Raw genomic sequence first — 24896 nt, 5'->3', positions numbered from 1 at the left:
TAAACACACTAACAAAATTATATCACAAAAAAATTATTATGATCTAGGAATCTAAATACCTAATTAAAATAACAAAAAATAATTTTTGATTTTTTCCTATCTTTTTATCTAAGATTTTAAAACAGCAACCGGTTCTAGAATCGAAGCCATTAACTTTGCGGAGAAACAAGGCTGGATATGATCTTTGACTCAATGGACGTTTTTAGCTATTGGCAACTTGTGCCGTGCGTGATTATCAAGACCTTTTTGATTATTATCCTTATGATACAGTGCTTCTTTATTTCAACTATTTCTATGTAAAAGCGCGCTTTTTCCTATTCTTGAAATTTTTCTAATTCTTTTTGGTAGTGTTTGGTCAATTCTCGTGCTTTTTCTTCCAATTGTTGCATATAATGATTTTTCGCTTGGCGAATCACACGATTGCTTTGTTCCATGACTTGATAAAATCGTTGGTTGTTCCATGAATCATTTTTGGTGAAATGCATGACTTTCTCCACTAATCGACCTGTCTCTCTTCTAAAATGGATGAATTGTTCATTTAACTTTTTTTGCTGTTGCCCAATCCTCTGTACGTCTTCATCATATTGTTCTTCTAACTCTTGCTGTCTGTGTTGTTTTTTCTCCATCAATAAATCAACCTTCTTTCACTGGCGTTTTTAAAGCTGGTTTCTTATATTCTTTTAAATATTTATCTGCTGATTCTGCACTTTTCCCCTGTAACACCCCTTTTAATGCATTAGGTAGGACACTATTGGTTTGTTGAAACATTGCTTCTGAAATTTCTTCAACTCTTCTCATCGAGCTCTGTTTCATTGTGCCAATTCGCATTTTTTTAGCTGTAATGACTGCTTGAATGGCCACCCTTTCCATTAAATTCATGAGCAAAAAGTCTTTGAGACCTTTATAGTTGATCAATTGCATCAGTTAAAAGATAAAGACCAGTAACTCTTCAAATTTTTTCACCGGTCAGCTTAATTGATTGTATTGTTCCAAGTAGGATCGAAAAGATTGACCTTTCCATTCTTGCGCAATCGCATTATTCATACTATTGACCGCTTGAATCTATTGTTCGATGTCTTCTTTTGCACGAAGATAAACTTGTGCTTGTTGTTTTAACTGCCCAGGTCTAACTGAAATAACCCCTACCATAAAAATCATCCCCTTTGAGGAATGATTCTAAAGTTTTCATGAGCTCCTGTACGATTAACTCGCAAATATGGGAGTGTTTTTTATGTATGAAAATCTAGGAGTAACTTTTAGCAAAATTAGAGATGAAAAAAAGAGTTCAGTAAAGAATATATTCGAAACAATGAGGTGTCTGAATCCCAATATTATCGCTTTGTCATACAAGAATCGGAGATTGATCTAACCAAGTTTTTAAACCTGCTTGAAAACTTAAATGTACATTTGAAGAACTCATTTACCCGCTACCAGAAAGCAAAAATGATCTACAGCATTCAAAAAAGCAGTCGATTTCGCCCTTACGATTATTTTAGTATTTAATCTATTCACATATAGAAATTTGTCTCACCACTCACTGATTAATTTGATTCGTTCTGCCTTACGGCGGGCATAAAAATTATGCTGGTCATACTCTAGTTCTGGTTCACTAAAATTAGACTTTACTTTGATATATTCTTGATCCGTTAAACGTGAACCTACTAGGCCTGTCGATGGATTATTTCGTAACAATTTACTAACGTCATCAAATGCAATATCTAACTTACTTTTCGGTGATTGGAAAATAAAATAAATACCAACTTTAGGACCATTTTTCAACATTTTTTTCACTTGGTCTTCAAACAATAGACTCTTCTCGGAAAATGGCACTACTTCTGGGATATACACCAGCATTTTTTCACTTGGTATTGCGTTATTTCCCAGTCGATTGTCGATTTCTCCTGATAACTCAAAGGCTGTTTGATTGTATTCATTGTCAGAAACGATCCGATCAAAAGCAGTAGTAGACTCATACTGATTTCCATAATCAAAGACAAGGCGATAGTACTGTTGCTGGAGTTCTTTGAATCCTTCTATGATGGTTCGGTTCAAAAATTCTGTCTGTGATGGCGTATCATCAGCAATGACACAATAGCCATCCTCCACTGGAGAAAAGGCGACAATTTCAGTTGTTTCTAAACTCATACCAAATGGTAGATTTCCTTCTGACAAGTACTTTTCAACTTCGGGGTAGGAATAAAATTCTTTAGCCATCAATCGTTTGGGTGCCACCGGGATCCTCGCCGGTCTATCACCTGACCATACTTGGTCCATTTCCTTGATTTCAGCTTCTAAGTTGTTCAGACGTTCAATATCGTTGCTTCCTTCTGTTGGCAAATAGACTTGCATCACGATTGGTTCATCTAGTTTCACTTGAATGCGACCGGTGATTTCTTGTGGGATCAAGGCATCACGACCGACAATATCTTTTACAGCCTTATCTTCAACTAGGTACAATGCAATCCGTGTTGGAATATTGCTAGTCATGCTGATTTTGAAAGAATCTGCTCTTAGAGCGGTTGCAACCAGATATATGCCCAAGCTTGCACCTTCTCGTAACAATTGTTTCAGCACGCTTTCTACCAATTCTTCTAAAGGACTTTCCCGTAGTGGGTCGTAGCTGTCTAATACAATGACTTCAACTGGTAAAGAGTTACCAGATTTTGATTCGTATTGAGAAAAACTAGAAACACCATATAAAGAAAATTCCTCTTTTCGTTTTGTTAGTTCTTGTCGAATCTTTTTGACACATTTCACTAATTTCTCGTTTTCTTCCAGATGAACAAGGTCCACTACGTGAGGCAGATCTTTTAACGGCAATAGCCCATTGGTCCCAAAATCTAACAGATAAACATGAAGGTGTTCTGGTGTGTTCTTTCGCGCAAGATTCATCACAAGCGTTTGGAGGGCGACAGATTTTCCAAAACCAGCACTGCCATAAATAGCAGTATGGCTAAATTCGTTAAAATCAAAAAAGAACGTTTCTTGTGCTTGTCGTGAAGGAATATCCATGAAAGCAAAAGGTACTGTCAGTTTCCGAGTCCCTTGCCATTCTTTTTCTCGGGAAATTGGTGGCGTACAAATTTCAGTTTCTAAAGGTGGTAACCATGTTTTTTCTGGTAAAGTTGCCTGTGTTTGTTTGGCCACTGCTGATAAATAATCTACAATCGCTTCTAATTCCGTCTGTTGTTCTTCCTCTTGTGCAACACCAACTTCTTCATCCTCAGACAAATCAGTCGTCAATAATTCATATTGTCCCAAATCGTTGATTTTCCAGATACGTTCATCTACTTTTTCTTCATTTACCGATTCAGGATCATAGGTTGCGCCACTCCAAGCGGATTGCAAGAGTTCATAGATTTCATTGTTCCCGACTTGTAAATAAGCACGTCCTGGCAAAGTAATATTGGCAGCATCCGGGGTTTTCAAAATTTCATTGGAATCACTAGCATCTTGAACTTTTAATGCTAATTTGAACCGTGAATTCGACCAAATCTGATCATCTACTACGCCACTTGGTTTTTGTGTAGCTAAAATCAAATGAACGCCTAAGGAACGACCAATCCGAGCAGTTGAAACCAGTTCGGCCATAAATTCTGGTTCGTTTACTTTTAATTCGGCAAATTCATCTGAGATCAAGAACAAGTGTGGCAATGATTCACTAGGGTATTTCTTTTTCTCTTCTGAGTCATAAATTTCTTTTCCTGCTTTATAGAGTTTCGTATAGCCATTGATATGATTGACCCCATATTTTCCAAAACAACGTTGGCGTTTTTGTAATTCTGCCCGAATACTTGCTAGAGCCCGAGCAGAGCCGGCACCGTCCAAGTTGGTAATAGAACCAAGTAAATGGGGTAAATTAACAAATAGGTTCGCCATCCCACCACCTTTAAAGTCAATCGGCAAGAATCCTACATCCTCTGGCGCAAAATTAATGGCAAGACTTAATACATAACTTTGCAGGATTTCGGACTTCCCTGATCCAGTCGTTCCTGCCACTAACCCATGAGGACCGTGGGCACGTTCATGTAAATTAAGTGACACTAAATCATCTTTTCCACGATATCCTAGTGGCACTGCCAAGGATTTTACGGTATTGGCTGACTGCCATCGGGTCGAGGCTTGAAGTTCTTCCACTTCTTTTACTTGGTACATTTCCAAAAAACCGACAGATTCAGGAATTGCATTTTTTTCGACTTCCACATGATGCAAATTCGCCAAACGACGAATCGCTTGATCTAATGGATATTTTTCTGATAAACGATAAGGTTTAAAGTCTTTGGCAAGATAGACATTTTTTTCATTTACCAATTGACCACTTTCACTAGAGGTATATTTCACAAGTGTCGTAACTGTTTCCGGCAACATGGCTTCTGCTTCTTTGCCCCAAATAACCGTGACACCATAGTTGCTCATGTCCTCTGCTAAAAATTCATTCAATCCGTGGCCTGCCAACCAACTATCGTCTAAAATGGTAAAAACAAAATACGGTGAAAACTGGATCTTATTGTTGCCACCGGCTTCTCGTAACGCTTGTTTCCTTTTATTCATCAGCTGATAAAAACTATTCAAAATCATATCCCGACTTTGCGCGTTATGGATCAATCCTCTAAGATTCAAGCTATGGATTTGAAAGTGTGGCAACCACCGCCATTTTTTCCAGTCTTTGTCGTACTGTTCTTTGGGAAGTAAGGCAATCATTTCCAAATCATGATAGGAATGAAAACTTGCAAGTTGAAATAAGATACTGGAAACCGCTGTTCGTAAGACTGGGTAAGTTCCTACCAAGCCCAATGCTTGTTTTTGAAGATTAGTACAGATCGGGGCTTGCTTGACGACAGAATAAGGTTCAACGATATGTTCCTTGGCAAATACCACTAATGGTCTTTTTTTTGTTCATCATCAAAAGCAACTTCATAAGAAGAAATCAAGTCCCCTGTTCCCAATGAGAATTCCAAGTAATCTGCATTATTCACAGTCTTCTCATAAATTCTGGGACTATAGTTAGTAACTAACTGTGAAAGTTTTTCTAAATCAGGAAAGTGATAGTCGAATGTTTGTTGTTGTTTTTGGGCTAGCCGCTCTAATTCTGCGGTCTTTTCTAGTAGATAGCTTTGATAATCCTCTTCTCGTTCCACTTTCTTATGGGCAAAATCTTTCTTATTGGTAAAGTAAGAAGACACAGATAAAGTTGCTGTCAATAAACTCGCACTGCCCATCCCAACCATCATCAAAGGATTGCCACCACTTAATAAACTAGTCGCACCAGTGACCACCAACATACCTAAAGGAGGTAAAATCGTGCTGATGATATCGCCTTTTCCTGTATCCATTAAACTTTCTGGCGGTTGAATGGCTATTTTTTCTGTTGGTTGTTGTAACAAGATTCTTGGACTGCGTCGAAAATCAGGAAAATTCACCGGTACTTCTGGCTCAAAAGCTTGTGACAGTAACTTCCAAGGATTCAATGTCACTTGTTGATAAATTTCAGTTAATTTCAATTGCTTTGGTCGATACTCCATCGCTATACCACCGATAATTAAGCGATCCCCAACTTTCAACGTATATGTTCCATTGAATATACGCTGTTCATTCAAATAAACGCATTCTTGCTCTACAGACAAAGAAAGATAAAAATCTTCTTCCTTCGATGGACTATTTTTCATTTTCGGTCCGATAATCGCAAAAGCTGTAGTCGGAAAAGCAATATCACTGCCTTTATTTTCAGAAATGATCAGTTTATCGTAAGGAAAATTGGCAGTGAACACATTCAATGATTCATGAGGAACCACAAAAAAACGTTCTCCTTTGTAACGAATCATTGGCATTTCCCATTTCTGTTGATTGAAAAATAAATTCTCGTGCGTTAATTCAATCATTATCCCTTCAAACTGCAAGACAGCATTCGTAGGTCCCATTTCAAAATGGTGAAAGGTATCCCCAAAAACAAACACATCATAGAGAACTGCTTCTTTTGAGATAATTTGGTCATCAAAATTAGGTGTTGTAGGGTAAGCGTGTGTGGTTTCATTCGTCGACATCATTTCTTTTCACCGCCCACTTTTGCTGTATAAGTATCAATTGCTTTTTGGTATTTTTCTAACTGTTTCTGCTTCTTCGCTCCAGACATCCTGCTGTTTGCTTTTGTTGCATCATATAATTTTGTATACACATGTAAGATCAACTGGTCATCCCCAATGTTTTGAGCAATCTCTAATCGTTCCAATTCAATTTCACTACTTCCATTGAACATCCTCTCCATGAATAACCTTCCTCCGCTTTTTCCTGATTAGATCAGTGAAATGACACTCTAAAACAATCGCCATCGCTTAATGGATAATCTGCTAATGGTTGCTGGTCATTTACTACTATCTTTTTATTCTCAATGACTAATTCAAAGTCCTCATACTGTAACAGTCGTTCTTCTCGTAAAATTGGCTCTAACAATGCTTTTAATCGCACCAGTGTAACTTGATTTGGGATCCGCAAATCCAATTCATGATTTTCGATATGCAGACTGATATTGATGGTTGTTTTCACCGTTTCCTCTCCTAAACCAGCATATTTTTTGCCTAAAAGCACCCCTGTACCTATAGAGACAATGCTTGCTATGCTCATCAATACCATAACCAGTTAGGCATCGTCATGGATGAATGATCCTCTCTTGGTCGATTTGCCATGATAGTGGTGAAATGAAACCTTCATACAAATTTTTATACGCTTTTAAATCGGATTTCTGTTGGTTATTTACAACATTTCGGGCATCTGTTTTGTTTGTCCGACTGATTGTTTTCACCTGTTCTCTCCTTCCTGATTTCTTCAACCTTTATACAAAAAAATACCAGCACCTTCGTACTGACTTTCCGTATTTAGTTAAACCCAAAGGATTTAGCATCTTGCGCAACCATATTATCCATACTATTGACTGCTTGAATCTGTTGTTCGATGCCTTCCTTTGCACGAAGATAAACTTGTGCTTGTTGTTTTCACTGCTCAGGTGTAACTGAAATAACTCCTGCCATACAAATATCTCCTTTATTTATTTTTATGATCAAGACCTGAGGCTGGGACAGAAGTGTTTAACTCCGAGAAATAAGAAGAAATTCACGAAAATTGCTTTTCAAATTTTTGTGAATTTCGGCTTATTTAAGAAGGAGTTGCTTCTGCTCCCACCGTTTATTCGTTTTTAAAGAATAAGACAAAAGTGTTTCTTACTTTTGTTTCACTCTCAGGTCAGTGCTCAAGTATCGAATAATAAAAATATTATTCGATTAATTATCAAAAAAAATCCCGACTGAACATCTGTCGAGATTTTAAAATCCAATCATGATTCTTATTGTTGCTCTTATAGATAGATCAATTTATCTGCGAATGCGGCTATCTCAATATCGTGTGTAACCACAACGACAGATTTACCACTCTTACACAGGTCTTTGAAAATTTTTAAAACATGCCTTGTATTTTTATGATCTAAATTTCCAGTTGGCTCATCCGCAAAAAGAACATCGAATTTTTTCGATAATGCTCTAGCTAAAGCAATCCTTTGTTGCTCTCCCCCGCTTAATTCATAAACTTTTTTAGTAAGTATCGATTCCGTCAAACCAACTTTTTCTATAATTCCCCTCAAGTCTTCCTTTTTAAAGGACGGATTTAATTTAGCACCCAAATCTATATTATACTTAGCAGATTTATCATCTAAGAGTGCAAAATTTTGAAACAAATAGGCAATAGTATTCCTCCTGATTTTTTGAATTTCACTTGACGATCGACTACTTTTTTCTTTATAAATAATACTACCAGCATCCGGTTTGATCATCAAAGACATCAAACCCAATAAAGTAGATTTTCCAGAGCCACTCTCCCCCAATATACATATAAATTCCCCTTTTGAGATTGTAGTCGAGAAATTTTCAATTACTTTTTTACCTTTGTAAGATTTATGGACATTCTCTATCTTTATCATAAGGAACCTCCTCTTGTGAATTTTTCAAAATAGCGTGTTGCATACTTTTTGTCACAAAAAACAATTGCAACAAACCCTAAAACAATGATACCGAGTAACAAAATGCCCGATCCCATCTTTAATTTCCATACAATAGTGCATCCTATCAATAAAATATCCATTACAAAAGTAGTTAGTAAAGAAAAGATATTACGTTTCCAAAAACTGTAACCAAGCGAAGTTTTTAAAAAGTAGATTGTCTCGTAATATTTATATAATAGCTTAAGAAATGATAGAAGTAGGAATATACTCAAAATAGATAATATTAGAATACTTACAATACTGTTAATCAGTTGAAATCTTACATTCATTAGCGCTAATCCATTTTGAGAATAGAGAGATTGTGTTTGATCTATAATAGCTCCTAAATCATTTTTTATAAGAATATCCAAGATACTATCATACGGCTTCGGATGGCTTTCGTAAAAATAAAATCCTCCTCCTGAAGTGAAGAGATTCCCATAAAATACACCATCTAAGTTATCTTCAAAAATGATCGCAACTGGATCTTCAATTCTATATCTGTCCTGAGCACTTCCATGGTTAGTATTAAATGTAAAATACGTTTGATTATTTTTTGCATAGACAATATTGACCGACAAACTTAAAGACTTTTCATCAATCTTGCTCGCTTGCCGATCCCTAAGCATATTCTCAATTTCAATCATCCGAAACTGGTAGTCCTTCAAATAATTTTCCCTGATTTCATGTTCATACTGTTTATATTTTTCTGGAACTACTATAGTTAGCGTTCCTTTATCCGAATGCAGAAGCTCTTCTACTTTCCCTGTTTCTACAAGTTGTATATTATTCTTCTTTATGTAATTGGCATCTACGATTATAGATCTGCCATAAGGGCTGACTATCTTATCATGTTCATTTTCCGTATTGATTTGATAAAGAAAAATGGGATTATTCGGTTCACCATTTACTATTGAGAAATTATCTGCTGTGACAATGAAGGTATCCTTTTGCTGAGACAAATCACGGTATAAATTTTTAGCTTTCTTCGCATAATCCGCTTCAACAAGGTCATCCTCTCGCTTTATCTGGTTTGTTACATTCGTCATATAGACATCCTTGTATTTCGAAAAATCTTTCAATGCTGCCGATTCGTAACTATACTCTTGATATTTCTGTCCCGCATAGTTAAAAGAGTAGAGGAATCCTGCCATTACCGCAAAACAAAATAAATAAAAAAACAGCAATAAATATCTTGATGATTTTTTTCCTCTAATATAGTCAGCATTATACTTGATAAAGCAAGCAAAGAAGTCAACAACACTACACATTGCTAAGAAAATACACGTTATAATTATTCCAATCCCAAGAATTGGCACAGTATTAAATGATTTATCAGAAAAATTCTTTGCAAAGTCATAAATTATAAACAAAAGTGAAATAATCGCATTTGTAAAAAGTACCAAGGGAAACAGATCAAGTATTTCTTGAATAAATATCTCCCATTTTTGATAGCCCAACGACTTTTTTATAGAAACTACATTCAGTCGTGTATACAAATTTATCACTAATAGGAATAGCAAGAACGTCAGCAGATACAATGCGATGACTACAATCCCTCCATTGACTTTATAGATGGCTGCACGATCCATCTGATATTCTGGAATTATTTTCACTTGACCAAATCTTGAAAATTTACTAAGCGTATCTTTTTTGATTTCACTAAAATAAAATGAATTCCCTATGCCTGTGTTAACCATATCATTTAACGATTTCATTTCTATTTGGAACCTATTATTCGCCATCATACTATAACTATCTGTATCAGTTGGATGTGGTGAGTACTTTTTCATTGCATTCAGTCGCTTCTTCCAATTGATTTGACTTTGCGGATTTGAACAGTAAATCAGTATCTTATCTTTTTCCGGAAAAGTATATTGACTAACATTTAGCCCATTCTCTTCCGAATATTGATTCACAAAATCCAAGTATTCCTGCTTTGAATGATTCTCATTAAATAAAATCTGAACTTGTTGAATATCTTTATAAAGAAATTCGTCAATTTGTTTATCCAACCAAAAATCGATTGAAAAAAGGAGTACAAAAAAGAAGAAAAACGAATGACCTAAAATAATTAGTTTTTTTACCATCGTTGAACCCCATCCTACTTCCTTTATTCCACTCCAACCTAAATTTCCTAAACAATTTCGGTAAAAATGGAATAAATAATGTTTCTCGTATCATACCAAGAAAAACTATAGAGAAGAGTTCAATATATAGTGTCATTCTGTTATGTAAACCAATATTTACAATGTTTGAGGAAGAAAAATACTCAATAAAAAAGCGAACAACACGAAAGAAACAAAACCAATCGCTGCTACAATAAAATATGTTCGACTCCTCTTTGCAATATGTTCGGAAGTACCTAATATGAAAAATAATAGTGAAAACAACGTACAAATCATGAATACCCACGCATAGATACTATGATTGTAAAAGTAAAATCTGAATTTTATCAGTAAGAAAAAAATTGCTATCAACAGTAAAATACTAGAAATGTTCACGAATTTTTTTACTCGTTTGTAATGATACTCTCTTCCGATTGGATGCTTGGAGTCTACCAGTTTCTCATTCACTAATTCATCCATACTCAAATTGAAGAAAGAAGCCAATTGAATCAAATTATTCACATCTGGAAAACCATTATCATTCTCCCACTTAGATAGCGACTGCCTTGATACATTAAGATAATCCGCTACCTCTTGTTGCGAATATCCTCCTAACTTTCTTAAATCCTTTAGTTTTTTTCCCAAACTCATTTCAATCCCTCCTATTCTTTATTTTTCTTTATGTAAACTTTGTTTTCATTATATCTATGTAAATTAGTATTTACTAGATTTCTTTGACAAATGTAGTATTGTTTAATCCAGAAAGGAGTGAAAAATATGAAAAAAATAGGAATAACTAGTCTTCTCACAATTGCTTCAATTGGAACAATCGCTTTAGGAGGAATTAGCTTTGCTGATGAATTTGGGAATACAGAACCTACTGAGGGAATGGTCAATATGGACAACTATAGCCCGAAATTAAGAACCACTGAACAAGTCGGGAGCGGAACTTGGATCTATGGTTTTAACGGTACCAAACATTCCTCTGCTTACCAGCATCTGACAAAAAAACATTCAGCTACCGCCAAAAATGGTAACGGTGCTGGAAAACGAGATACTCGAGCTGCTGGAGTGCAGGCATTTTCTCAAGTAAACTCTACACTTACTGGCAATACAGTTTGGTGGAACAACGATGTTAAATAATAGAAATTTCGCCTGAATACAGTCTACAAAAATGATTTTACTAGGATTTCCCGTACATAATGCAAAAAAAGAACAATTTTTCAACTACTGATAATTATATTCTTTCACCGTCATTCATCCTTTTTCTCCGCCATTTTATCTCATTTGGCGGAGAAAGAATTTAGATGAGTGTAGTTTGCTTGTTTTCGTGTTGTCTGATCAAGACCTTTTGTATTGGGGTTCTATAGCACTAACAAAAAGTAGCCACTATAATAATTTCTACAACAAAAAAGCTTCACAAACATTCGCATTCGTTATAGTACTCTACTTTACTCACTATGTGTGGAACAAATCACCTTCAAGTAGCATTGTCACAAATTGTGGCGCCAAAAATATCGGTTTCTTTTTATACTCACTACAAGAACGAATGATTTTATGCTTAACTATACTTAATTCAGCTACATACATTTGGAGGAACTATATGGAATTTAGTGAAATTTTTGAAAGAAAGAAGGACTTCATTAGGTATTACTCAAGAAGAATTGGCAAAAGAATTAAATGTTAGTTGCTCAGCTATCTCGAATTGGGAAATTGGTCGAAATTACCCAGATATTCAAACACTCATTGATTTATCAAAAATTTTAGATGTGTCTTTAGACTTTTTATTGAATACAGATAATACTATTGTTGAGAAGATCGACGAAGACTTATCCAAGAAAAAATGGCTAAAAAAATTAAGTTTAGTACTTGCAACATTATTAGTAGTTTCAATAAGTGTTAGTATCTTTCTATTTTCTACAAAAAGACCCACAGTTAATTTTATCAAGTCCGATGAACCGAGTACTTCTGATATTGGACTTTTCACAAAGAAAGATCTAAAAAAAATAGCAATAAAAAATAAAAAAGTAGAAGTGCTATTCAATCTACCGAAGGAGAATACTTTCGCAGGATATTATACAGACGTAGACAATAAAAATGGGATCGTTACTATAGACATGTATAAATTTATTAACGAAGGTGTACGTGAGAAAAAAGTCTCACACAATGGTCTAGTTGCCATCGATCTAAGTTCTTATTCACATATCAAAGAGATAAATATTCGATACAAATAATGTCTATTTTAAAGGAATTTAAGACACGATTCCTTAGTAATTTTTTTGACCAACTAGAAATTTACAGCTAGTTGCGAGGTAAAAATCATCACCAAGCTTTTTATTAAATAAAAAAAGCACTCTCAAATATGGAAAGTTCCAGAAAAGTTAGAATCAAGGTAACTTACTTCACCAACATCATTCTCATAACTAAAAAAAAAACACACCCTCCAAAATGAAAGGTGTGTTTTTGCTTGAACGATAATAAAATTAACGTTTTGAAAATTGTGATGTTTTACGTGCTTTCTTAAGACCTGGTTAGCCCAACCATTTCATAATGCTTTAATAGCAACGATTTAAAGAAACTGAAACACGAAAAATTTTATTGACTTTTAAATTCTTTGAAAGCAATGGTGTCAATTCCTTGCGAGCCAAATCAATGCTATTGGATACATACACATAAAGTGTTTATGAAATATAATCATTCAATATAGAATCTCCTCTTCCACACTAATTTTACTCTTTTTATTCTCCAAGTGCGGTATCTCGTTTCCATATTGATGACGGATCATCTTTGCATATTTACCGTTTAAGCTCATTAACGTATTATGATTTCCCTGCTCAATAATTCTTCCGTTCTCCATATAAATAATCAAATCGCTCGAAACTATTGTTGACAGCCTATGCGCAATAATTATTGTAGTTTTTTCTTTGGTCGCTTCATTTAGAACATTTTGTATTTTTTGTTCACTGAAACTATCTAAATTCGAAGTGCTTTCATCAAAAATATAGAGGTCTCTCTTTTTTAGAAACGCGCGAGCTAATGCAATTTTTTGTCGTTCCCCACCTGAAAAATTAGTTCCATTTTCTTCAACAGATGCGTATAATCTCTGTGGTAACTTTACAATAAAATCATAGGCCCCTGTCATTTTAACAGCGTTCAAAACTTCCTCATAAGTCGCACTTTCATTGCCAATTTTAACATTTTCAAAGATAGTTCCTGTAAAGAGTTCAGTGTTTTGTGGTACATAACCAATTTTCGTCCTCACAGCATCTATTTTCATATCATCAATAGAATAATTTCCAATCTTAATTGTACCTTCGTTAATATTATAGAATTTTAGTAGTATCTTTGCCAATGTAGATTTTCCAGAGCCACTTTCTCCAACTATTGCTAGCTTTGTGCCCGTTTTAATAAATAAATTAAAATTTTGAATTATAGGAGCACGGCTTCCGTAATGGAACGTTACATTACTAAAATCAATATCTCCCGTTAGGTCTATGTTCTGGAGAAGCTGTCCATCCGTATTTTCCACTTCTAACTCCATTATCTCTCCTAAGCGTTTCATAGCTATTTGCGCTTCTTGGTAGGTCAATTGGAGATTCACTAAATTTTGAACTGGTTGAGTAAAATACCCGGACAATGTTTGAAACACCATTAAATCACCTATCGACATTTTACCATCAATAATTGCCAAAGCCCCTATTACCATCATAACAACACTGGTTATATTTCCAAATCCCGATGATATGGTTCCTTGAAGTTGACTAATAATTCCTTCACTATAGCTGATTTTAAGAGATTTTACGAACTTATTTTCTAGTTTTTCTAATTGTGAATTCTCATTTCCATACGCTTTTATTGTTTCAATATTTTGCAAACTTTCAATCAATTGAGAGTTCAAAATAGAACCTGCTTCCATCTGATCATAATTTATACGCTTGTAACTTGCCTTAAAAAAATATATTAGTAAAATATCTACCATAACTGAAATGGCGGTAATAACGAATAGTGATAAATTTATACTTATCAGGGCAACTCCTGTCAAAACTGCAAGCGTTATATCTAATACTAAAGAAATGCTCACTTGACTAAAAATGTCTTTAATTTCCATTGCATCTTGAAATCTTGTCAAAATATCCCCTGTTTTTCGAGTACTAAAAAAATTATACGGTAATCTTAAAACGTGGTTATAATACCCTAAAAGAACGGGTAAATCGATCTTTCTTGATAAAAATAGCAATACATACGAACGAAACCAAGATAAAAAAATTTGAATAAAACCAATAACTAGAAAGACTCCAGCATAAATAAACAATGTATTTTTTAACTGATACGGAATAATTTCATCAAATACTACCTTACTAAAAAAGCTTGATATAATTCCTAAAATAGTTAAAAGTGCACTCATCAATATTACAGTTAAAAGTAATCTTTTCTGAGGAAGCATTATTTGCTTAAATAAGCTTCCCATTGACATTTTATATTGTTTCACTACTTCAAACTCAGTTTTTGGAACTAGTAAAATCACAACACCTGTAAAAATTTTTTCTACCTCTTGGCGCGTCCTCCTCTCGTAACCGATAGCTGGATCCATTATATAGAAATTATTTTTTCTTATTTTATAGACTACAATAAAATGATTATCTCCACTTGTATTTGTTACGTGGAAAATTGCTGGTAAAGTATATTCTTGTGTAATATCTTCGAATTTCATCTTGATTGCTTTAACATTAAAACCAATTTTTTCAGTTCCTTTTACAATTCCAGAAACAGAAGTACCATTAAAATCTGTACAAAGAATTTCTCTCATTTTTGTAATTGAGGAATCTCTTCCATAAAATCGACAAATAGATGAAACAGCCGCAGCAGCACAATCCGACTCATCATGTTGTAAAACGACTGGATGTTTTTTATCTAACAATCTTATCCCCTCACTATTTAAAATTTAATTGTTTCAAAAACCATTCCCAGTAAGTTTCTTTGTCATAAATAATGTTCATCTGTACTGGCATAGATGATTGAATCGCTATTTCATCACTACCTGAACGCAACTTCTTATCTTTTAACAAAACGTTTACTTGATAAAAAATTTGTTGTTCGTTGTTAACTGTTTGAATCAAAGTCCCATTACTTATGGAATAAACAGTTCCTCTAAGTAACCCGTACTTTGCACTATTAACTCCATTAACCGATATTGTCACTGAATTTTTCAAATTAATTTTTGTTCGATCTTGTGCTGAGATATATGCTTCGACGATTAACTCATCAGTTTTTTCATCAATAATCTGTGCGATTGGTTGCAGTGCCTGAACCCCCAATCCACTTTTAATTAAAGATAAGTAATGTACCGTTCCACCTTTATCAGTAATCACATCAGTTAAATTATCAGTGCTACCTTGGATATTCTTTTGTGATTCTAATTCCACAATTTTTGTTTCATTACTTGTACGGGTTGCTCCAAGCTCACTTATTAGTTGTTGAAAAGTAGTTAAAGAACTTTCGCTTGTTTGTGATTTCAAATCTGAAATTTCTTGATTTTTTGACTTGATTTTTTCATTTTGAATTTTTGTTTCATCGTTAAGTTCGCTCTCAGAAGTATCAGATATATCTTCTAACTCACGCCGAAATTGAACAACATTTTCGTTTTGAGCTTCAATCTCAATTTCTTTAGCGCTAATTTCACTTTTTAAAGTACTATCTTTTTCTTCACCATTTTTGTTAACTTTTGCATTTAAAGTCTCTAACTCACCAACTAATTCTTGTAACTTCGATTCGGCTTTGTTCAAATCACTAACTTTTCTTTTATAGTTTTTAGTGTACTCTGAATTGATTTCTGTCTGTATTTCATTCAGTTCCGTTTGCAATTCTGCTAAGTCATTTTCTTTATTTTTAATATCCACTCTAATTTTTTCTGAATATTTTTTATCCTCGTTCACCTGAGATAAGTAATATTCTACTTTGCCATAAAATGTCTGTTCCTCTCCCGAATTGTCTAAATAGTTCTTTTTTTCTTTAAGAGACTTTTCATATTCATCATAAATGTTTCTATTTTTTTCCAATTTTTTTATTTGTTTATCAAGTTCACTCGTTTCAATGCCGTTAATACCAGTAGAAATTTTAAATAGAATATCTCCTTTTTCTACATCGCTACCTTCAGGCTTTTCAATAGAAGTTATATTTCCATTTATAAGTGGCGTGATGTACATTTTATTGTAAGTTTCAATAGTACCTGTTCCTTTAACAATATAAGTTTTTGTAATAAATTTGGAAATGATGAGTAAAGATATACAAACTAAAACGATAAAATAACTTAGATACAGTAAATAATTAGCCGGGTTTCTATCAAAAAAAATCCGACTACTTTTCAATTGATCTTTTGTATAAAATTTCATACTATTTCTCCTCATAAATAAAACCCCGACCGTGTTCGGGGTTAGATAGGTGTAATTTCAAAATAATTTAATGGCCATTCTTCCACAAACGGATAAATACAAGAACTATAAACACAACTAAAAATATGTTATAAAACCAACTAACTATACTGGGAATTGGTTTACCTTGTACCGCATAAATATTTTGAATAAGAGTTATTATCAGAAATATTATTAATGAAATCCACAAATTTTGATTACTTTTTCCCATAATTGACACCAGTAATGCCTCCAACAAACGTTACCACCTGTAAATAATACTGTGTTTTTGCGGTTTGGCTCTTACCGGAGAAATAATTGTATGCCCCACGAAATTCATTGGCTACAAATGCACAATAAGCTGTTCCTAATCCTGCTATCCACGCTACGGTCATCCCTACACCAGAGGCAGCGGCCGCAGCTGTAGTATAACTATAACCGCCAGCCAAAGCTCCCCATGCAGCCATTTGTGTACTTGCACTTCCTTTAAGCGTTTTCGCTGTTCCATAAGTTGTTTTAGTACCACCTTCTAGATACACCATTTCATCTTCCGTCAAGTCTAGGTAACTAGATGGCATGTTAAGCGCGTAGGTCATTTCCAAATAAATCACTCCTCTTTTTTAATTTTCGTATAACTTTTGACACGGTACGGGAAAATACATTCCCTTAATTAATCTAAATAATAGGTCTGAAAATATCTGCTATTAGTTTTTCACCACCGTTTTTAATATGAACAACATACTCTTCTCCAGTTGTTAATATGTTATTTTCCCAAGCATATAATCCTAGCTTTTCTTGTGAAAAATGAAAATCTTCCGATAACCCATCGAAGTGAGCATACAAGCAATTTCTCACTTTATAAACTTCTGAATATTCTAATCCTTCAATTTCACCACCGGAAACAGTTTGCAACATAATGTCGTAATCAATTAATAATTTACTATCTGAAGTTACGTGAGTCCTCTTCATCCTAGTTATTAACGGTCCACGTACTTTAATTCCTGAAACTTGGATAAGGGTTAACATTTTTTGTATTTCATGATCTAAATCAAGTAAATCAACTTGATCTAGTTCCTTAATCAAAACTTTCATTAATTTTAAAGTTTTTTCCTTTTGAATACCGACTTTTTCCATAAGTAACCACCCAATAAATAGATTTAGAATTGAAAATGAAATTGACTAGTGGTTGAAGCCAACCTATGTCTTTCAGTAAACCAACATATATATGTTTATATGCTTGTTGATAGTAGGATAAATTACCAATTTTACTTATTAAAGTTCTTGAGTCTCACTAACTTCTACCTTACAAATATTTTTCCATATCTAATTACCATTTACTGGTACAATTTCCCTATTTCTTTGTATTCTTAGTTTCCATTAAGATTCGAGGTTTCTTAGGTTCATAGAATCCCAATTGACATTTAGCACCGTCTCCAAAAATAAAGCCCAACTTTCCAATGACCTTCCCTACAACTCCAATTTTCTTTTCCATCTTATTCCTCCTCATATAGTATAATTTGGCAACAGAAATAGCAAAGCTGTCCCCATGCCATACATCATTAACAGCCCTATCTGAGCTGGCAATATCAATGAAATTCCAAGTAAACCCATAAATGTTATTAGACAACTAAATTTTAAAAAGTGTATTCTATCTGTATCCTTTGTATATGAATTTTCAGTAAAAGACGGTGCAAAAAGAAGAATAAGGATCACACACAGTATCCCAAATAAAAGGAAACAGAAAATATTTAAGTGAATATCCGTGCGTTGAATGATTTTGCTTAAGATAGAAGGTGCAATCGAAAAAAGTAATATACTTGATAGATTACAGATAAAATTATTTTTCGCATGATAGCCAAAACCTGAAATACGTAAAAGACAGAAAGAAATATAACTGATCAACGTTTCTTCTAAGGAATAAAGAAACAACGACGTTATCAATACCAGCAAAACTTTAAATAAGTTATAAAACAAGACTGTCCATCCATAAATAATTTCTGTACGTTCATACTCAGAATAATTTGCTTGAGCCGCGTATTTCTTGCACACCAAGTTTGCCAACCATTCTTCCACAGTTTCACCTCCGTTTACTGATATCTTAAAGTAAATAAAACGCATTTTGTTGATTTTTGCCCAAGATGTAGTTTTTTATGCCTAAGCGTAAAAAAAACCATCTTATAGATGGCTTTTGAATTGATTCAGAATATTTTTTTGGAAACGGAATGACAGATAACAGCTTTCACCATTCACAAAAGTTAATGTTCGCTTTGCCACATCAACACTCACCACATTCTTGATATTAACGACATAGGACTTATGACTTTTCATTAAGGTTGGACTTAAATCCATTAAATCAGCTAGTTTGCCATAAAATTCAAACTGGCGATTATTAAAATGTGCTTCAAGACAATGGGATTTGGCGGAACTCTCAAAAAACATTACTTGATTAAGTGGGATTTTTTCAACTTTATTCTCGATTTTTAAAATAATCGCTTCTTCTGTCAACCGTTGTTGTAAAAATCGTTCAGATGCTTTATCGATACATGCTTTAACACGTTCTTCAACTACTGACAGATGACTTTTTTCAATATAATCTAATACTTCTAGTTGATATTTGAAGGCCAACGACGATAACTCCCCGTGAGTTGTAATAAAAACAATTTTTGCGCTAGAATTTATGCTTTTTATCTTTTCAGCTACATCCATTCCGTCAATCATCGTTTTTAAATCCACATCTAAAAAGAACAGACTATCTGTTTCGCTATCTCGTTCAAAGTTCGTAAGCAACTCCTCAGGTTTTGTCGTACTATATTTCAGGGTCATTCCCACATCTTTAAACAAAATATATTCATGAATGACTTTAACAATTTTATTAAGATAAACAGGTTCATCATCACAAACGAAAATATTCATTTTAGCCCTCCTCATTCATCTGAATCACAATTTTTTGGGTAAACCGATTATCTTCTATTTTTGTTTCTAAAAACAGCTGTGTAGAATTACGAACTATATTTTGTAAAATAGAAAGGCCATTTCCCCGCCCCTCTCCTTTTGTAGAAAAACCAGTTTCCTTTAATTGATGAATTGGGGGAATTGTCGACAGACAAGAATTTTCAACAATAATAGTCAGAAACTCCTTTGTCTGAATAAATCCCATCTTCACACTAGGATACTCTGTCGTTGCTGCACCTTCAATTGCATTATCCAAAATAATACCTACTCCTCTAATCACTGGAATAATCTGTTTATCGGATAATTTCTTTGTTTTTTCGGGCACCTCAACAATGGTATCAATTCCCTTTTGTTGTGCGATAAGAGCTTTATGAATAACCAAACTTTTCAATTCCTTACTCTCAATATTGGTCGCTTTTGAAAGTTTAAAACTTTCTTGATTTAGCTCAGAAATCATTGGCAAAATCGACGTATAAAAATAATGTTGAAGCTCGTCATAATTTTTTTCTTTAAGAAAAGTATCCATCGTCAACAAGATATTTTTATAGTTATGCCGAAAGTTACGAATTTCATTGTTGGTATTTTCTAAAAGCATCATGTATTCCGTTAAACTCTGTTGTTCTTGCTCTAATAGTTTATTCCTTAGCGACTGACGAATTAAGCCTACAGAAAAAACGGCTCCCACAATCAATGCACCACCATACAGCATGATAAAAAATAAATGCGCCAGCCCCTGATAAGAATGGCTGTCAAAATAGTATTCATCAAAAATTAATGCGTAATAACTGCTCAATGTCAGGGAACAAAGAGCTGTCAGAATCCAGCCTGTTTCTTTTTGACTTGTTAGATGAAGGAGAAACTCTTTTATTTTTATCGAAATTAGCGACCCAATCAACAAATACGTGACGAGTACCATACCCACAACTTGAAGTAACGTCAGAGCGTCATAAATTTTAATTTTAGTTAATAAGAAACCCAATACATAGTTCAAGAAGACATAGAGACTTATTGAAAGGGTACTACTAATGACAGCTACAAGTTTATTGCTCTCAAAGTTAAAAGCTAAAATTGCTAAAAAAATTCCAAATAATGCAGAAGAAATTGGACCAATGAAATGGAATATTCCAACATTTATCACTATCAAAGCAAATAAAAATAAAAAATAGGAACGTAAATATTTTATTTTCAAAAAGCGCGAATTCATAAACCCAATTACTAAATACTCCCCACTCAGTAACAGTGTCTCTTGTAATACCCTCATATCCCCCTCATTCCTTCCTTCATAAAATTTCTTACAAAATTTTATTTACTCATCTCAAACCAATCTTCCAGCTCGTCTGAGTTAACTTCCCCATACAACTTAATCAAAGCTGGACGTAATGTTTGGAATGTTTTGATTAGCTCTTCTCCCCCAAATCTATCATTAAACTCTTTATCCGTTAGTTCTTGTGATAGTTGATTGATCAATTTGCGTGTCTCTTCATCATCTGAGAGAACATTGATCAGCTTCCCAACCAAGTAACGTTCTTCAAATACTCGATCCGCATAAAAATCAAATTTAGCTGTTTCTATTTTCACTAACTTGATTATCGTTTCTTTATCTTCATAATTGAATTCTCCCGCCACATCCATATACTCTAAGATTCCGCTTGTAATGACAAGGATTGCTTCATCTTTTTTCTTTTTAGATAATTCGTCGGCAATCGGTAATTTTTTCATCTGATCACGCACCATTTTTTGAATTTCTTCTTTAATGACTTCTTGTTGCAGTTCATAAAAATAATCATCCATAAACTCCTCATATGGATAACCAACTTCATTTTCCCATGCAGAATTTTTAAACTCCCCAGTGTAAAACTCTTCTTTAATTTCTTTCACAACTTCTGGATGTTCTTGCACAATCCTGTTCTGCCCTTTTAACTGCAAGTAGTCCGCAATATATTCTTCAATATCACCAAAGTAAAACCAGCCTACTGGTTTCCCACTAATACTCGATAATTGATTAATGACGCTTTCAGGGGCTAGCGCATAGCCTTGAACATAGGAACTGATTGTTGGTTTCTTTATCCCCAAGCGATTGCCCAACTCTGTAAAGGACAGATTCATACTCTCTTTGATTTCTTTGATTCGTTGTCCTACCTTCACTTTATCCGGTTGTAATAAACCAAACATAGATTACTTCCTCCTTGTCATTTTTACTCATTATATCATTCGTATAAATTTTCGTATATATTTTTTTGCTAATTCTCTTAACTTCGTATAAACAAACGTATAAAATACGATTCATAGATGGCCGTCTATATTTTTTTAAACTAATCGTATAAAATATCGTATATTAAAAAAAGGACCTATTATGCCCATTAAAATCAATGATCTCACTTTACCAAAAGAAAAACTCGAAAAAGAGTACCAAGTCGTCAATGTTACTCGCTGGCAAAAAGACGGAGAAATTCTAGGTTGGAGTTATGAATGTATCCTACCTAAACTCCGCTACGAGAAAATCAGTGTCAAAGTTAAATCCGAACATCCCATGATTACTCCGGAAGAACTTACTCAACAAGGTTTGGCCCTGGTTACATTTACCAATTTATTAATTGTACCTTGGGGACGATCCAATGGTCAATTCGTCAGTTATGGCTTATCGGCCACGGCAGATGTGGCAACTTTGCTTCCGAAAAAACAAGGTAACACTGCATAAAACTAATTTTTCTATGGGTTTGTTGGGTGGTTAGGACGAAACGGCGGGGCATCGCTACAGAGCCGTTTCTGTCCGTTAAGACCGCCCAATAAACACATAGGCTGGAAGGACTGCTTTGCAGGACTTCTCCTTAACTTGATTTATAGAACAAATGATGGTTCTTTGACAACTGAATACACATCAAGGAGTGATGATTTTTGAAAGCTTATAATCAGAAAATCATTGAAACTCCCACGCACCTTGAAATTTATGATTATGAAGCAATCATTACTCCTAAACAAAAAGCAGACAAAAATAAAACCAACCCAAAACGAAAAAAAGAATTAGCCTGGCTTTATGAAGAAGAAAATACGACTACTGATAAAAGAAAAAACTATGATGACCTATCTGCTCAAGGGCAATACGACAGCTTAAAACGAAAACAAAAATACTATCAAAATATGCGCTTTGAAATTGCCCGACTCGTTGATATGAACTTTGACAATCGGACAAAATTTTTAACCCTCACTTTCAGAGAAAACATTCAAGACATTGCCTATGCGAATAATGAATTTAAAAAATTTATCAAGCGACTAAACTACGAACTCTATCATACAAAAAAAGCAAACCTGAAATACCTTGCCACGTGGAAAAAACAAGAACGAGGCGCCATCCATTACCACATTATCCTGTTTGACTTTCCTTTTATCTCCGTCAATCGCCTTACTACCATCTGGGGACATAGATTTGTCAAAATCAACAAGATTGATGTGGATAGCATCGAAAATCGCGGACGCTATATCAGTAAATATTTCGATAAAGACTTGGATTTGAAAGAGCATAAGAAAAAGGCGTTCTTCAAATCCCGCAACCTCAAAGTGCCCAGCGTCACAAAACAACTCGTGGATCAACCTTTTGATACCACAAATCAAGACGTACTTTATACCAATGAGTATCTTGTAAGACGTCCGATATTTTACAGTGCGATAAATGAAGGTGGAACTCCTGAACAAGTGATTGATTTTCAAGAAAGCATTGTTTGCTATACCAAGATAAAAAAATAATTCATTATTCCGTACGCAAAATTCAAAGGGAGTGAGAATATGACCGAAATGAAAATTTTACTCAGTGATGATCAGATGGGTATCATTTCTACTCAACTATCTGAATTAATCAAAACTGAAATCGAAAAAATTAAGACACAGGAAAACCTGCAACACCGCTATATGAATAAGAAGCAAACTTGTCACTATCTACAGGTTTCCAATAATACGTTAGATGGCTGGATTAAAGAGGGCTTACCCCTTATTCAAATCCACGGATCAAATAGATTTGACCGTATCGCCATTGATCAATGGCTGGCAAGCCTAGCAAAATAATTCCGACATCGTTATACTCCATATATAGTATTTGATTTCGGCTCGCAAATTCGGAGGGAAATACTATGGCAATTAGCAAAACAGAAAATGAGACTTACCGTTTACGGCTTTACTATCCACAAGATATTCAAGAGATGATAGGCGTAAGCAAACTTTATTCCAAAACTTTCACAACTAGAAAGGAGGCAAAAGAAGCAGAAATTGATTTTTATGCCAAGATTAAAGAGCTACGGGAAAATAAAGAAAAGAATGCTTTTGAACTAGGTGGTGAAGCACTGTTCAAAGATTTCTATGAAGATATCTGGATTGATGCTTATACAGCTGGGTTAACTTCTCGAAACACGAAGTCTCCCACACCTGTTACAATCACGAATACGAAAGATATTTTTCGACTTCACATCTTACCAATGTTTGGGAAATACACGTTGAACTATCTGAATCAAAACAAAGTCTTTGTTTTAAAAATTATGACACAAAAGGCTACCGAATACGCAAACTTCAAAATACTACGTAGCTACGTTAATTCTATTTTCGATTGGGCGGAAGAGCTTGAATACATTGAACGGAATAAACTAGAAAAATCGCTTAAACGAATCAACGCTACTAAGAAAAACCAATTACAAGAAGCTACGAAAGAAGATTTATACCTTTCCTTTGACCAACTTCAAGAATGGCTAACTGCCGTCCAAAGCGATTATGAAAGTGGGCAACTGATTTTACAAGACTATGTATTATTTCTGACTACCTTCTTTTTATCTGATCGCAAATCAGAAACTTACACTATCAAATGGAAGAACGTGAATTTCACTACTTCCCAGATTACGATTGGTAAAGCCTTGGATAAATTTGGCAATAAAAAAAAAGCACAAAAGGGAATAAAACGACAATTTTCCATATTCCAAATGAACTAAAGCAATTACTTCAACAGTGGAAAGTCCAACAAAAAGAAGAACTAGCTCAATTTGAAATCGAACAAACCGAAGAACAGCTTCTCTTTACCTTCTTTGATGATAAAGGAAACATCAATCAAAGACTTCATACAGATTATTTGAACTACCGTATGAAATCCATTGAGCGACGACATAAACACCTTACCCATGCGCCCCCACACAAGTTACGGCATACTGGGGCAACTTTAGCCAAACAAGCTGGTGTAGCTCTAGAACAAATTTCTGAAGCCTTGACTCACAGTGATACCAACATCACCAGAACTTATGTAAATACACCAAACGTCATTCAAATGCCTATTGGCGAAATTGCCTATCGTAAATTGTCTCAAAAAGAGTCAGACCGTAATGGTGTCAACTCAAAAAAAGACGCTTCGCAAAGTGAATTGCGAAACGCCTGAAA

Annotated in this window: 24 protein-coding genes and 1 pseudogene; 6 read left to right on the top strand and 19 right to left on the bottom strand. The window is 34.4% G+C overall.

The features are described from left to right. Nucleotides 1-314: 314 nt before the first annotated feature. The 10 genes from IGI47_RS01925 to IGI47_RS01880 all read right to left on the bottom strand — a co-directional run bounded on the left by IGI47_RS01925 (nucleotide 315) and on the right by IGI47_RS01880 (nucleotide 10782). Nucleotides 315-626: a hypothetical protein gene (locus IGI47_RS01925; RefSeq protein WP_438783185.1), complete on the bottom strand. Its 312-nt coding sequence runs from the start codon at nucleotides 624-626 to the stop codon at nucleotides 315-317. A gap of 7 nt (nucleotides 627-633) precedes the next feature. Further along, nucleotides 634-879: a hypothetical protein gene (locus IGI47_RS01920; protein ID WP_438783184.1), complete on the bottom strand. Its 246-nt coding sequence runs from the start codon at nucleotides 877-879 to the stop codon at nucleotides 634-636. Between the two features lie 648 nt (nucleotides 880-1527). Continuing rightward, nucleotides 1528-4878, bottom strand: a complete 3351-nt coding sequence (essC, locus tag IGI47_RS01915; protein ID WP_438783182.1) for a type VII secretion protein EssC — start codon at nucleotides 4876-4878, stop codon at nucleotides 1528-1530. Next, the gene (locus IGI47_RS01910; RefSeq protein WP_438783181.1) at nucleotides 4878-6041 is read right to left on the bottom strand and encodes a hypothetical protein; all 1164 of its coding nucleotides are present in this window, start codon (nucleotides 6039-6041) and stop codon (nucleotides 4878-4880) included. The genes essC and IGI47_RS01910 overlap by 1 nt, the downstream gene beginning before the upstream one ends. After that, complete coding sequence (locus IGI47_RS01905) at nucleotides 6041-6262, bottom strand: type VII secretion protein EssB/YukC (RefSeq protein WP_311930569.1); 222 nt, start codon at nucleotides 6260-6262, stop codon at nucleotides 6041-6043. The genes IGI47_RS01910 and IGI47_RS01905 overlap by 1 nt, the downstream gene beginning before the upstream one ends. A gap of 32 nt (nucleotides 6263-6294) precedes the next feature. Further along, nucleotides 6295-6540, bottom strand: a complete 246-nt coding sequence (locus IGI47_RS01900; RefSeq protein ID WP_311930570.1) for an EsaB/YukD family protein — start codon at nucleotides 6538-6540, stop codon at nucleotides 6295-6297. Nucleotides 6541-6643: 103 nt separating this feature from the next. After that, the gene (locus IGI47_RS01895; protein WP_311930571.1) at nucleotides 6644-6796 is read right to left on the bottom strand and encodes a hypothetical protein; all 153 of its coding nucleotides are present in this window, start codon (nucleotides 6794-6796) and stop codon (nucleotides 6644-6646) included. A gap of 549 nt (nucleotides 6797-7345) precedes the next feature. Further along, complete coding sequence (locus tag IGI47_RS01890) at nucleotides 7346-7963, bottom strand: ABC transporter ATP-binding protein (RefSeq protein WP_194184995.1); 618 nt, start codon at nucleotides 7961-7963, stop codon at nucleotides 7346-7348. After that, nucleotides 7960-10113, bottom strand: a complete 2154-nt coding sequence (locus IGI47_RS01885; protein ID WP_438783180.1) for a hypothetical protein — start codon at nucleotides 10111-10113, stop codon at nucleotides 7960-7962. The genes IGI47_RS01890 and IGI47_RS01885 overlap by 4 nt, the downstream gene beginning before the upstream one ends. A 156-nt stretch (nucleotides 10114-10269) precedes the next feature. After that, on the bottom strand, nucleotides 10270-10782 hold the full coding sequence (locus IGI47_RS01880; RefSeq protein WP_311930573.1) for a helix-turn-helix domain-containing protein: 513 nt from the start codon (nucleotides 10780-10782) through the stop codon (nucleotides 10270-10272). 126 nt (nucleotides 10783-10908) lie between these two features. Between IGI47_RS01880 and IGI47_RS01875 the strand changes: the two genes are divergently transcribed. Further along, nucleotides 10909-11274, top strand: a complete 366-nt coding sequence (locus tag IGI47_RS01875; RefSeq protein WP_311930574.1) for a lactococcin 972 family bacteriocin — start codon at nucleotides 10909-10911, stop codon at nucleotides 11272-11274. 470 nt (nucleotides 11275-11744) lie between these two features. Beyond that, complete coding sequence (locus IGI47_RS01870) at nucleotides 11745-12365, top strand: helix-turn-helix domain-containing protein (RefSeq protein ID WP_438783179.1); 621 nt, start codon at nucleotides 11745-11747, stop codon at nucleotides 12363-12365. A gap of 464 nt (nucleotides 12366-12829) precedes the next feature. On the opposite strand, the gene IGI47_RS01865 is transcribed toward IGI47_RS01870, so the two are convergent. From IGI47_RS01865 to IGI47_RS01825, 9 genes are all read right to left on the bottom strand, one after another. Beyond that, nucleotides 12830-15049, bottom strand: coding sequence for a peptidase domain-containing ABC transporter (locus IGI47_RS01865; protein ID WP_311930576.1), 2220 nt, complete (start codon nucleotides 15047-15049; stop codon nucleotides 12830-12832). A 13-nt stretch (nucleotides 15050-15062) separates the two neighbouring features. Further along, nucleotides 15063-16520: an HlyD family efflux transporter periplasmic adaptor subunit gene (locus IGI47_RS01860; RefSeq protein ID WP_438783178.1), complete on the bottom strand. Its 1458-nt coding sequence runs from the start codon at nucleotides 16518-16520 to the stop codon at nucleotides 15063-15065. A gap of 236 nt (nucleotides 16521-16756) precedes the next feature. Then, nucleotides 16757-17140 carry a hypothetical protein gene (locus IGI47_RS01855; RefSeq protein ID WP_311930578.1) on the bottom strand — a complete coding sequence of 128 codons (384 nt, stop codon included), beginning with the start codon at nucleotides 17138-17140 and terminating at the stop codon, nucleotides 16757-16759. Between the two features lie 73 nt (nucleotides 17141-17213). Continuing rightward, on the bottom strand, nucleotides 17214-17672 hold the full coding sequence (locus tag IGI47_RS01850) for a hypothetical protein (RefSeq protein ID WP_311930579.1): 459 nt from the start codon (nucleotides 17670-17672) through the stop codon (nucleotides 17214-17216). Nucleotides 17673-17889: 217 nt separating this feature from the next. Next, on the bottom strand, nucleotides 17890-18030 hold the full coding sequence (locus tag IGI47_RS01845; protein ID WP_311930580.1) for a hypothetical protein: 141 nt from the start codon (nucleotides 18028-18030) through the stop codon (nucleotides 17890-17892). Nucleotides 18031-18041: 11 nt separating this feature from the next. Then, nucleotides 18042-18611 (bottom strand): accessory gene regulator B family protein, encoded by a 570-nt coding sequence (locus IGI47_RS01840; protein WP_438783177.1) that lies wholly within the window; start codon nucleotides 18609-18611, stop codon nucleotides 18042-18044. A 102-nt stretch (nucleotides 18612-18713) separates the two neighbouring features. After that, a complete protein-coding gene (locus IGI47_RS01835) occupies nucleotides 18714-19451 on the bottom strand; it encodes a LytR/AlgR family response regulator transcription factor (RefSeq protein WP_438783176.1) in 738 nt (245 codons plus the stop codon). A gap of 1 nt (nucleotide 19452) precedes the next feature. Beyond that, nucleotides 19453-20751, bottom strand: coding sequence for a sensor histidine kinase (locus IGI47_RS01830; RefSeq protein ID WP_438783175.1), 1299 nt, complete (start codon nucleotides 20749-20751; stop codon nucleotides 19453-19455). A 41-nt stretch (nucleotides 20752-20792) separates the two neighbouring features. Continuing rightward, nucleotides 20793-21662, bottom strand: coding sequence for a helix-turn-helix domain-containing protein (locus tag IGI47_RS01825; protein WP_311930584.1), 870 nt, complete (start codon nucleotides 21660-21662; stop codon nucleotides 20793-20795). Nucleotides 21663-21843: 181 nt separating this feature from the next. Here IGI47_RS01825 and IGI47_RS01820 point away from each other — a divergent pair, with 181 nt between their 5' ends. The 4 genes and pseudogenes from IGI47_RS01820 (at nucleotide 21844) to IGI47_RS01805 (ending at nucleotide 24894) form a co-directional block, all read left to right on the top strand. Continuing rightward, nucleotides 21844-22188 carry a hypothetical protein gene (locus IGI47_RS01820; RefSeq protein ID WP_311930585.1) on the top strand — a complete coding sequence of 115 codons (345 nt, stop codon included), beginning with the start codon at nucleotides 21844-21846 and terminating at the stop codon, nucleotides 22186-22188. Between the two features lie 197 nt (nucleotides 22189-22385). Then, nucleotides 22386-23231 carry a rolling circle replication-associated protein gene (locus IGI47_RS01815; RefSeq protein ID WP_311930586.1) on the top strand — a complete coding sequence of 282 codons (846 nt, stop codon included), beginning with the start codon at nucleotides 22386-22388 and terminating at the stop codon, nucleotides 23229-23231. Nucleotides 23232-23270: 39 nt separating this feature from the next. Beyond that, nucleotides 23271-23546, top strand: a complete 276-nt coding sequence (locus tag IGI47_RS01810) for a helix-turn-helix transcriptional regulator (RefSeq protein ID WP_438783173.1) — start codon at nucleotides 23271-23273, stop codon at nucleotides 23544-23546. 65 nt (nucleotides 23547-23611) lie between these two features. Continuing rightward, a pseudogene (locus IGI47_RS01805) lies at nucleotides 23612-24894 on the top strand (site-specific integrase). The last annotated feature ends 2 nt before the right edge of the window (nucleotides 24895-24896 follow it).

Origin of the sequence: Enterococcus sp. AZ191 (assembly GCF_051713845.1) — a bacterium.
GTDB classification, from domain to species: domain Bacteria; phylum Bacillota; class Bacilli; order Lactobacillales; family Enterococcaceae; genus Enterococcus_B; species Enterococcus_B durans.
Note: the sequence above shows the minus strand (reverse complement) of the source record. Positions and strands in the feature narration are given on the sequence as shown.

Excerpts from the sequence above, each read along its gene's own strand:
- IGI47_RS01850 (WP_311930579.1), bottom strand. The coding sequence starts at position 17,672 with ATGGAAAAAGTCGGTATTCAAAAGGAAAAAACTTTAAAATTAATGAAA.
- IGI47_RS01905 (WP_311930569.1), bottom strand. The coding sequence starts at position 6,262 with ATGGAGAGGATGTTCAATGGAAGTAGTGAAATTGAATTGGAACGATTA.
- IGI47_RS01845 (WP_311930580.1), bottom strand. The coding sequence starts at position 18,030 with ATGGAAAAGAAAATTGGAGTTGTAGGGAAGGTCATTGGAAAGTTGGGC.
- IGI47_RS01830 (WP_438783175.1), bottom strand. The coding sequence starts at position 20,751 with ATGAGGGTATTACAAGAGACACTGTTACTGAGTGGGGAGTATTTAGTA.
- IGI47_RS01860 (WP_438783178.1), bottom strand. The coding sequence starts at position 16,520 with ATGAAATTTTATACAAAAGATCAATTGAAAAGTAGTCGGATTTTTTTT.
- IGI47_RS01810 (WP_438783173.1), top strand. The coding sequence starts at position 23,271 with ATGACCGAAATGAAAATTTTACTCAGTGATGATCAGATGGGTATCATT.
- IGI47_RS01825 (WP_311930584.1), bottom strand. The coding sequence starts at position 21,662 with ATGTTTGGTTTATTACAACCGGATAAAGTGAAGGTAGGACAACGAATC.
- IGI47_RS01910 (WP_438783181.1), bottom strand. The coding sequence starts at position 6,041 with ATGTCGACGAATGAAACCACACACGCTTACCCTACAACACCTAATTTT.
- IGI47_RS01820 (WP_311930585.1), top strand. The coding sequence starts at position 21,844 with ATGCCCATTAAAATCAATGATCTCACTTTACCAAAAGAAAAACTCGAA.
- IGI47_RS01880 (WP_311930573.1), bottom strand. The coding sequence starts at position 10,782 with ATGAGTTTGGGAAAAAAACTAAAGGATTTAAGAAAGTTAGGAGGATAT.
- IGI47_RS01925 (WP_438783185.1), bottom strand. The coding sequence starts at position 626 with ATGGAGAAAAAACAACACAGACAGCAAGAGTTAGAAGAACAATATGAT.
- IGI47_RS01890 (WP_194184995.1), bottom strand. The coding sequence starts at position 7,963 with ATGATAAAGATAGAGAATGTCCATAAATCTTACAAAGGTAAAAAAGTA.
- IGI47_RS01835 (WP_438783176.1), bottom strand. The coding sequence starts at position 19,451 with ATGAATATTTTCGTTTGTGATGATGAACCTGTTTATCTTAATAAAATT.
- IGI47_RS01875 (WP_311930574.1), top strand. The coding sequence starts at position 10,909 with ATGAAAAAAATAGGAATAACTAGTCTTCTCACAATTGCTTCAATTGGA.
- IGI47_RS01885 (WP_438783180.1), bottom strand. The coding sequence starts at position 10,113 with ATGGTAAAAAAACTAATTATTTTAGGTCATTCGTTTTTCTTCTTTTTT.
- IGI47_RS01920 (WP_438783184.1), bottom strand. The coding sequence starts at position 879 with ATGAATTTAATGGAAAGGGTGGCCATTCAAGCAGTCATTACAGCTAAA.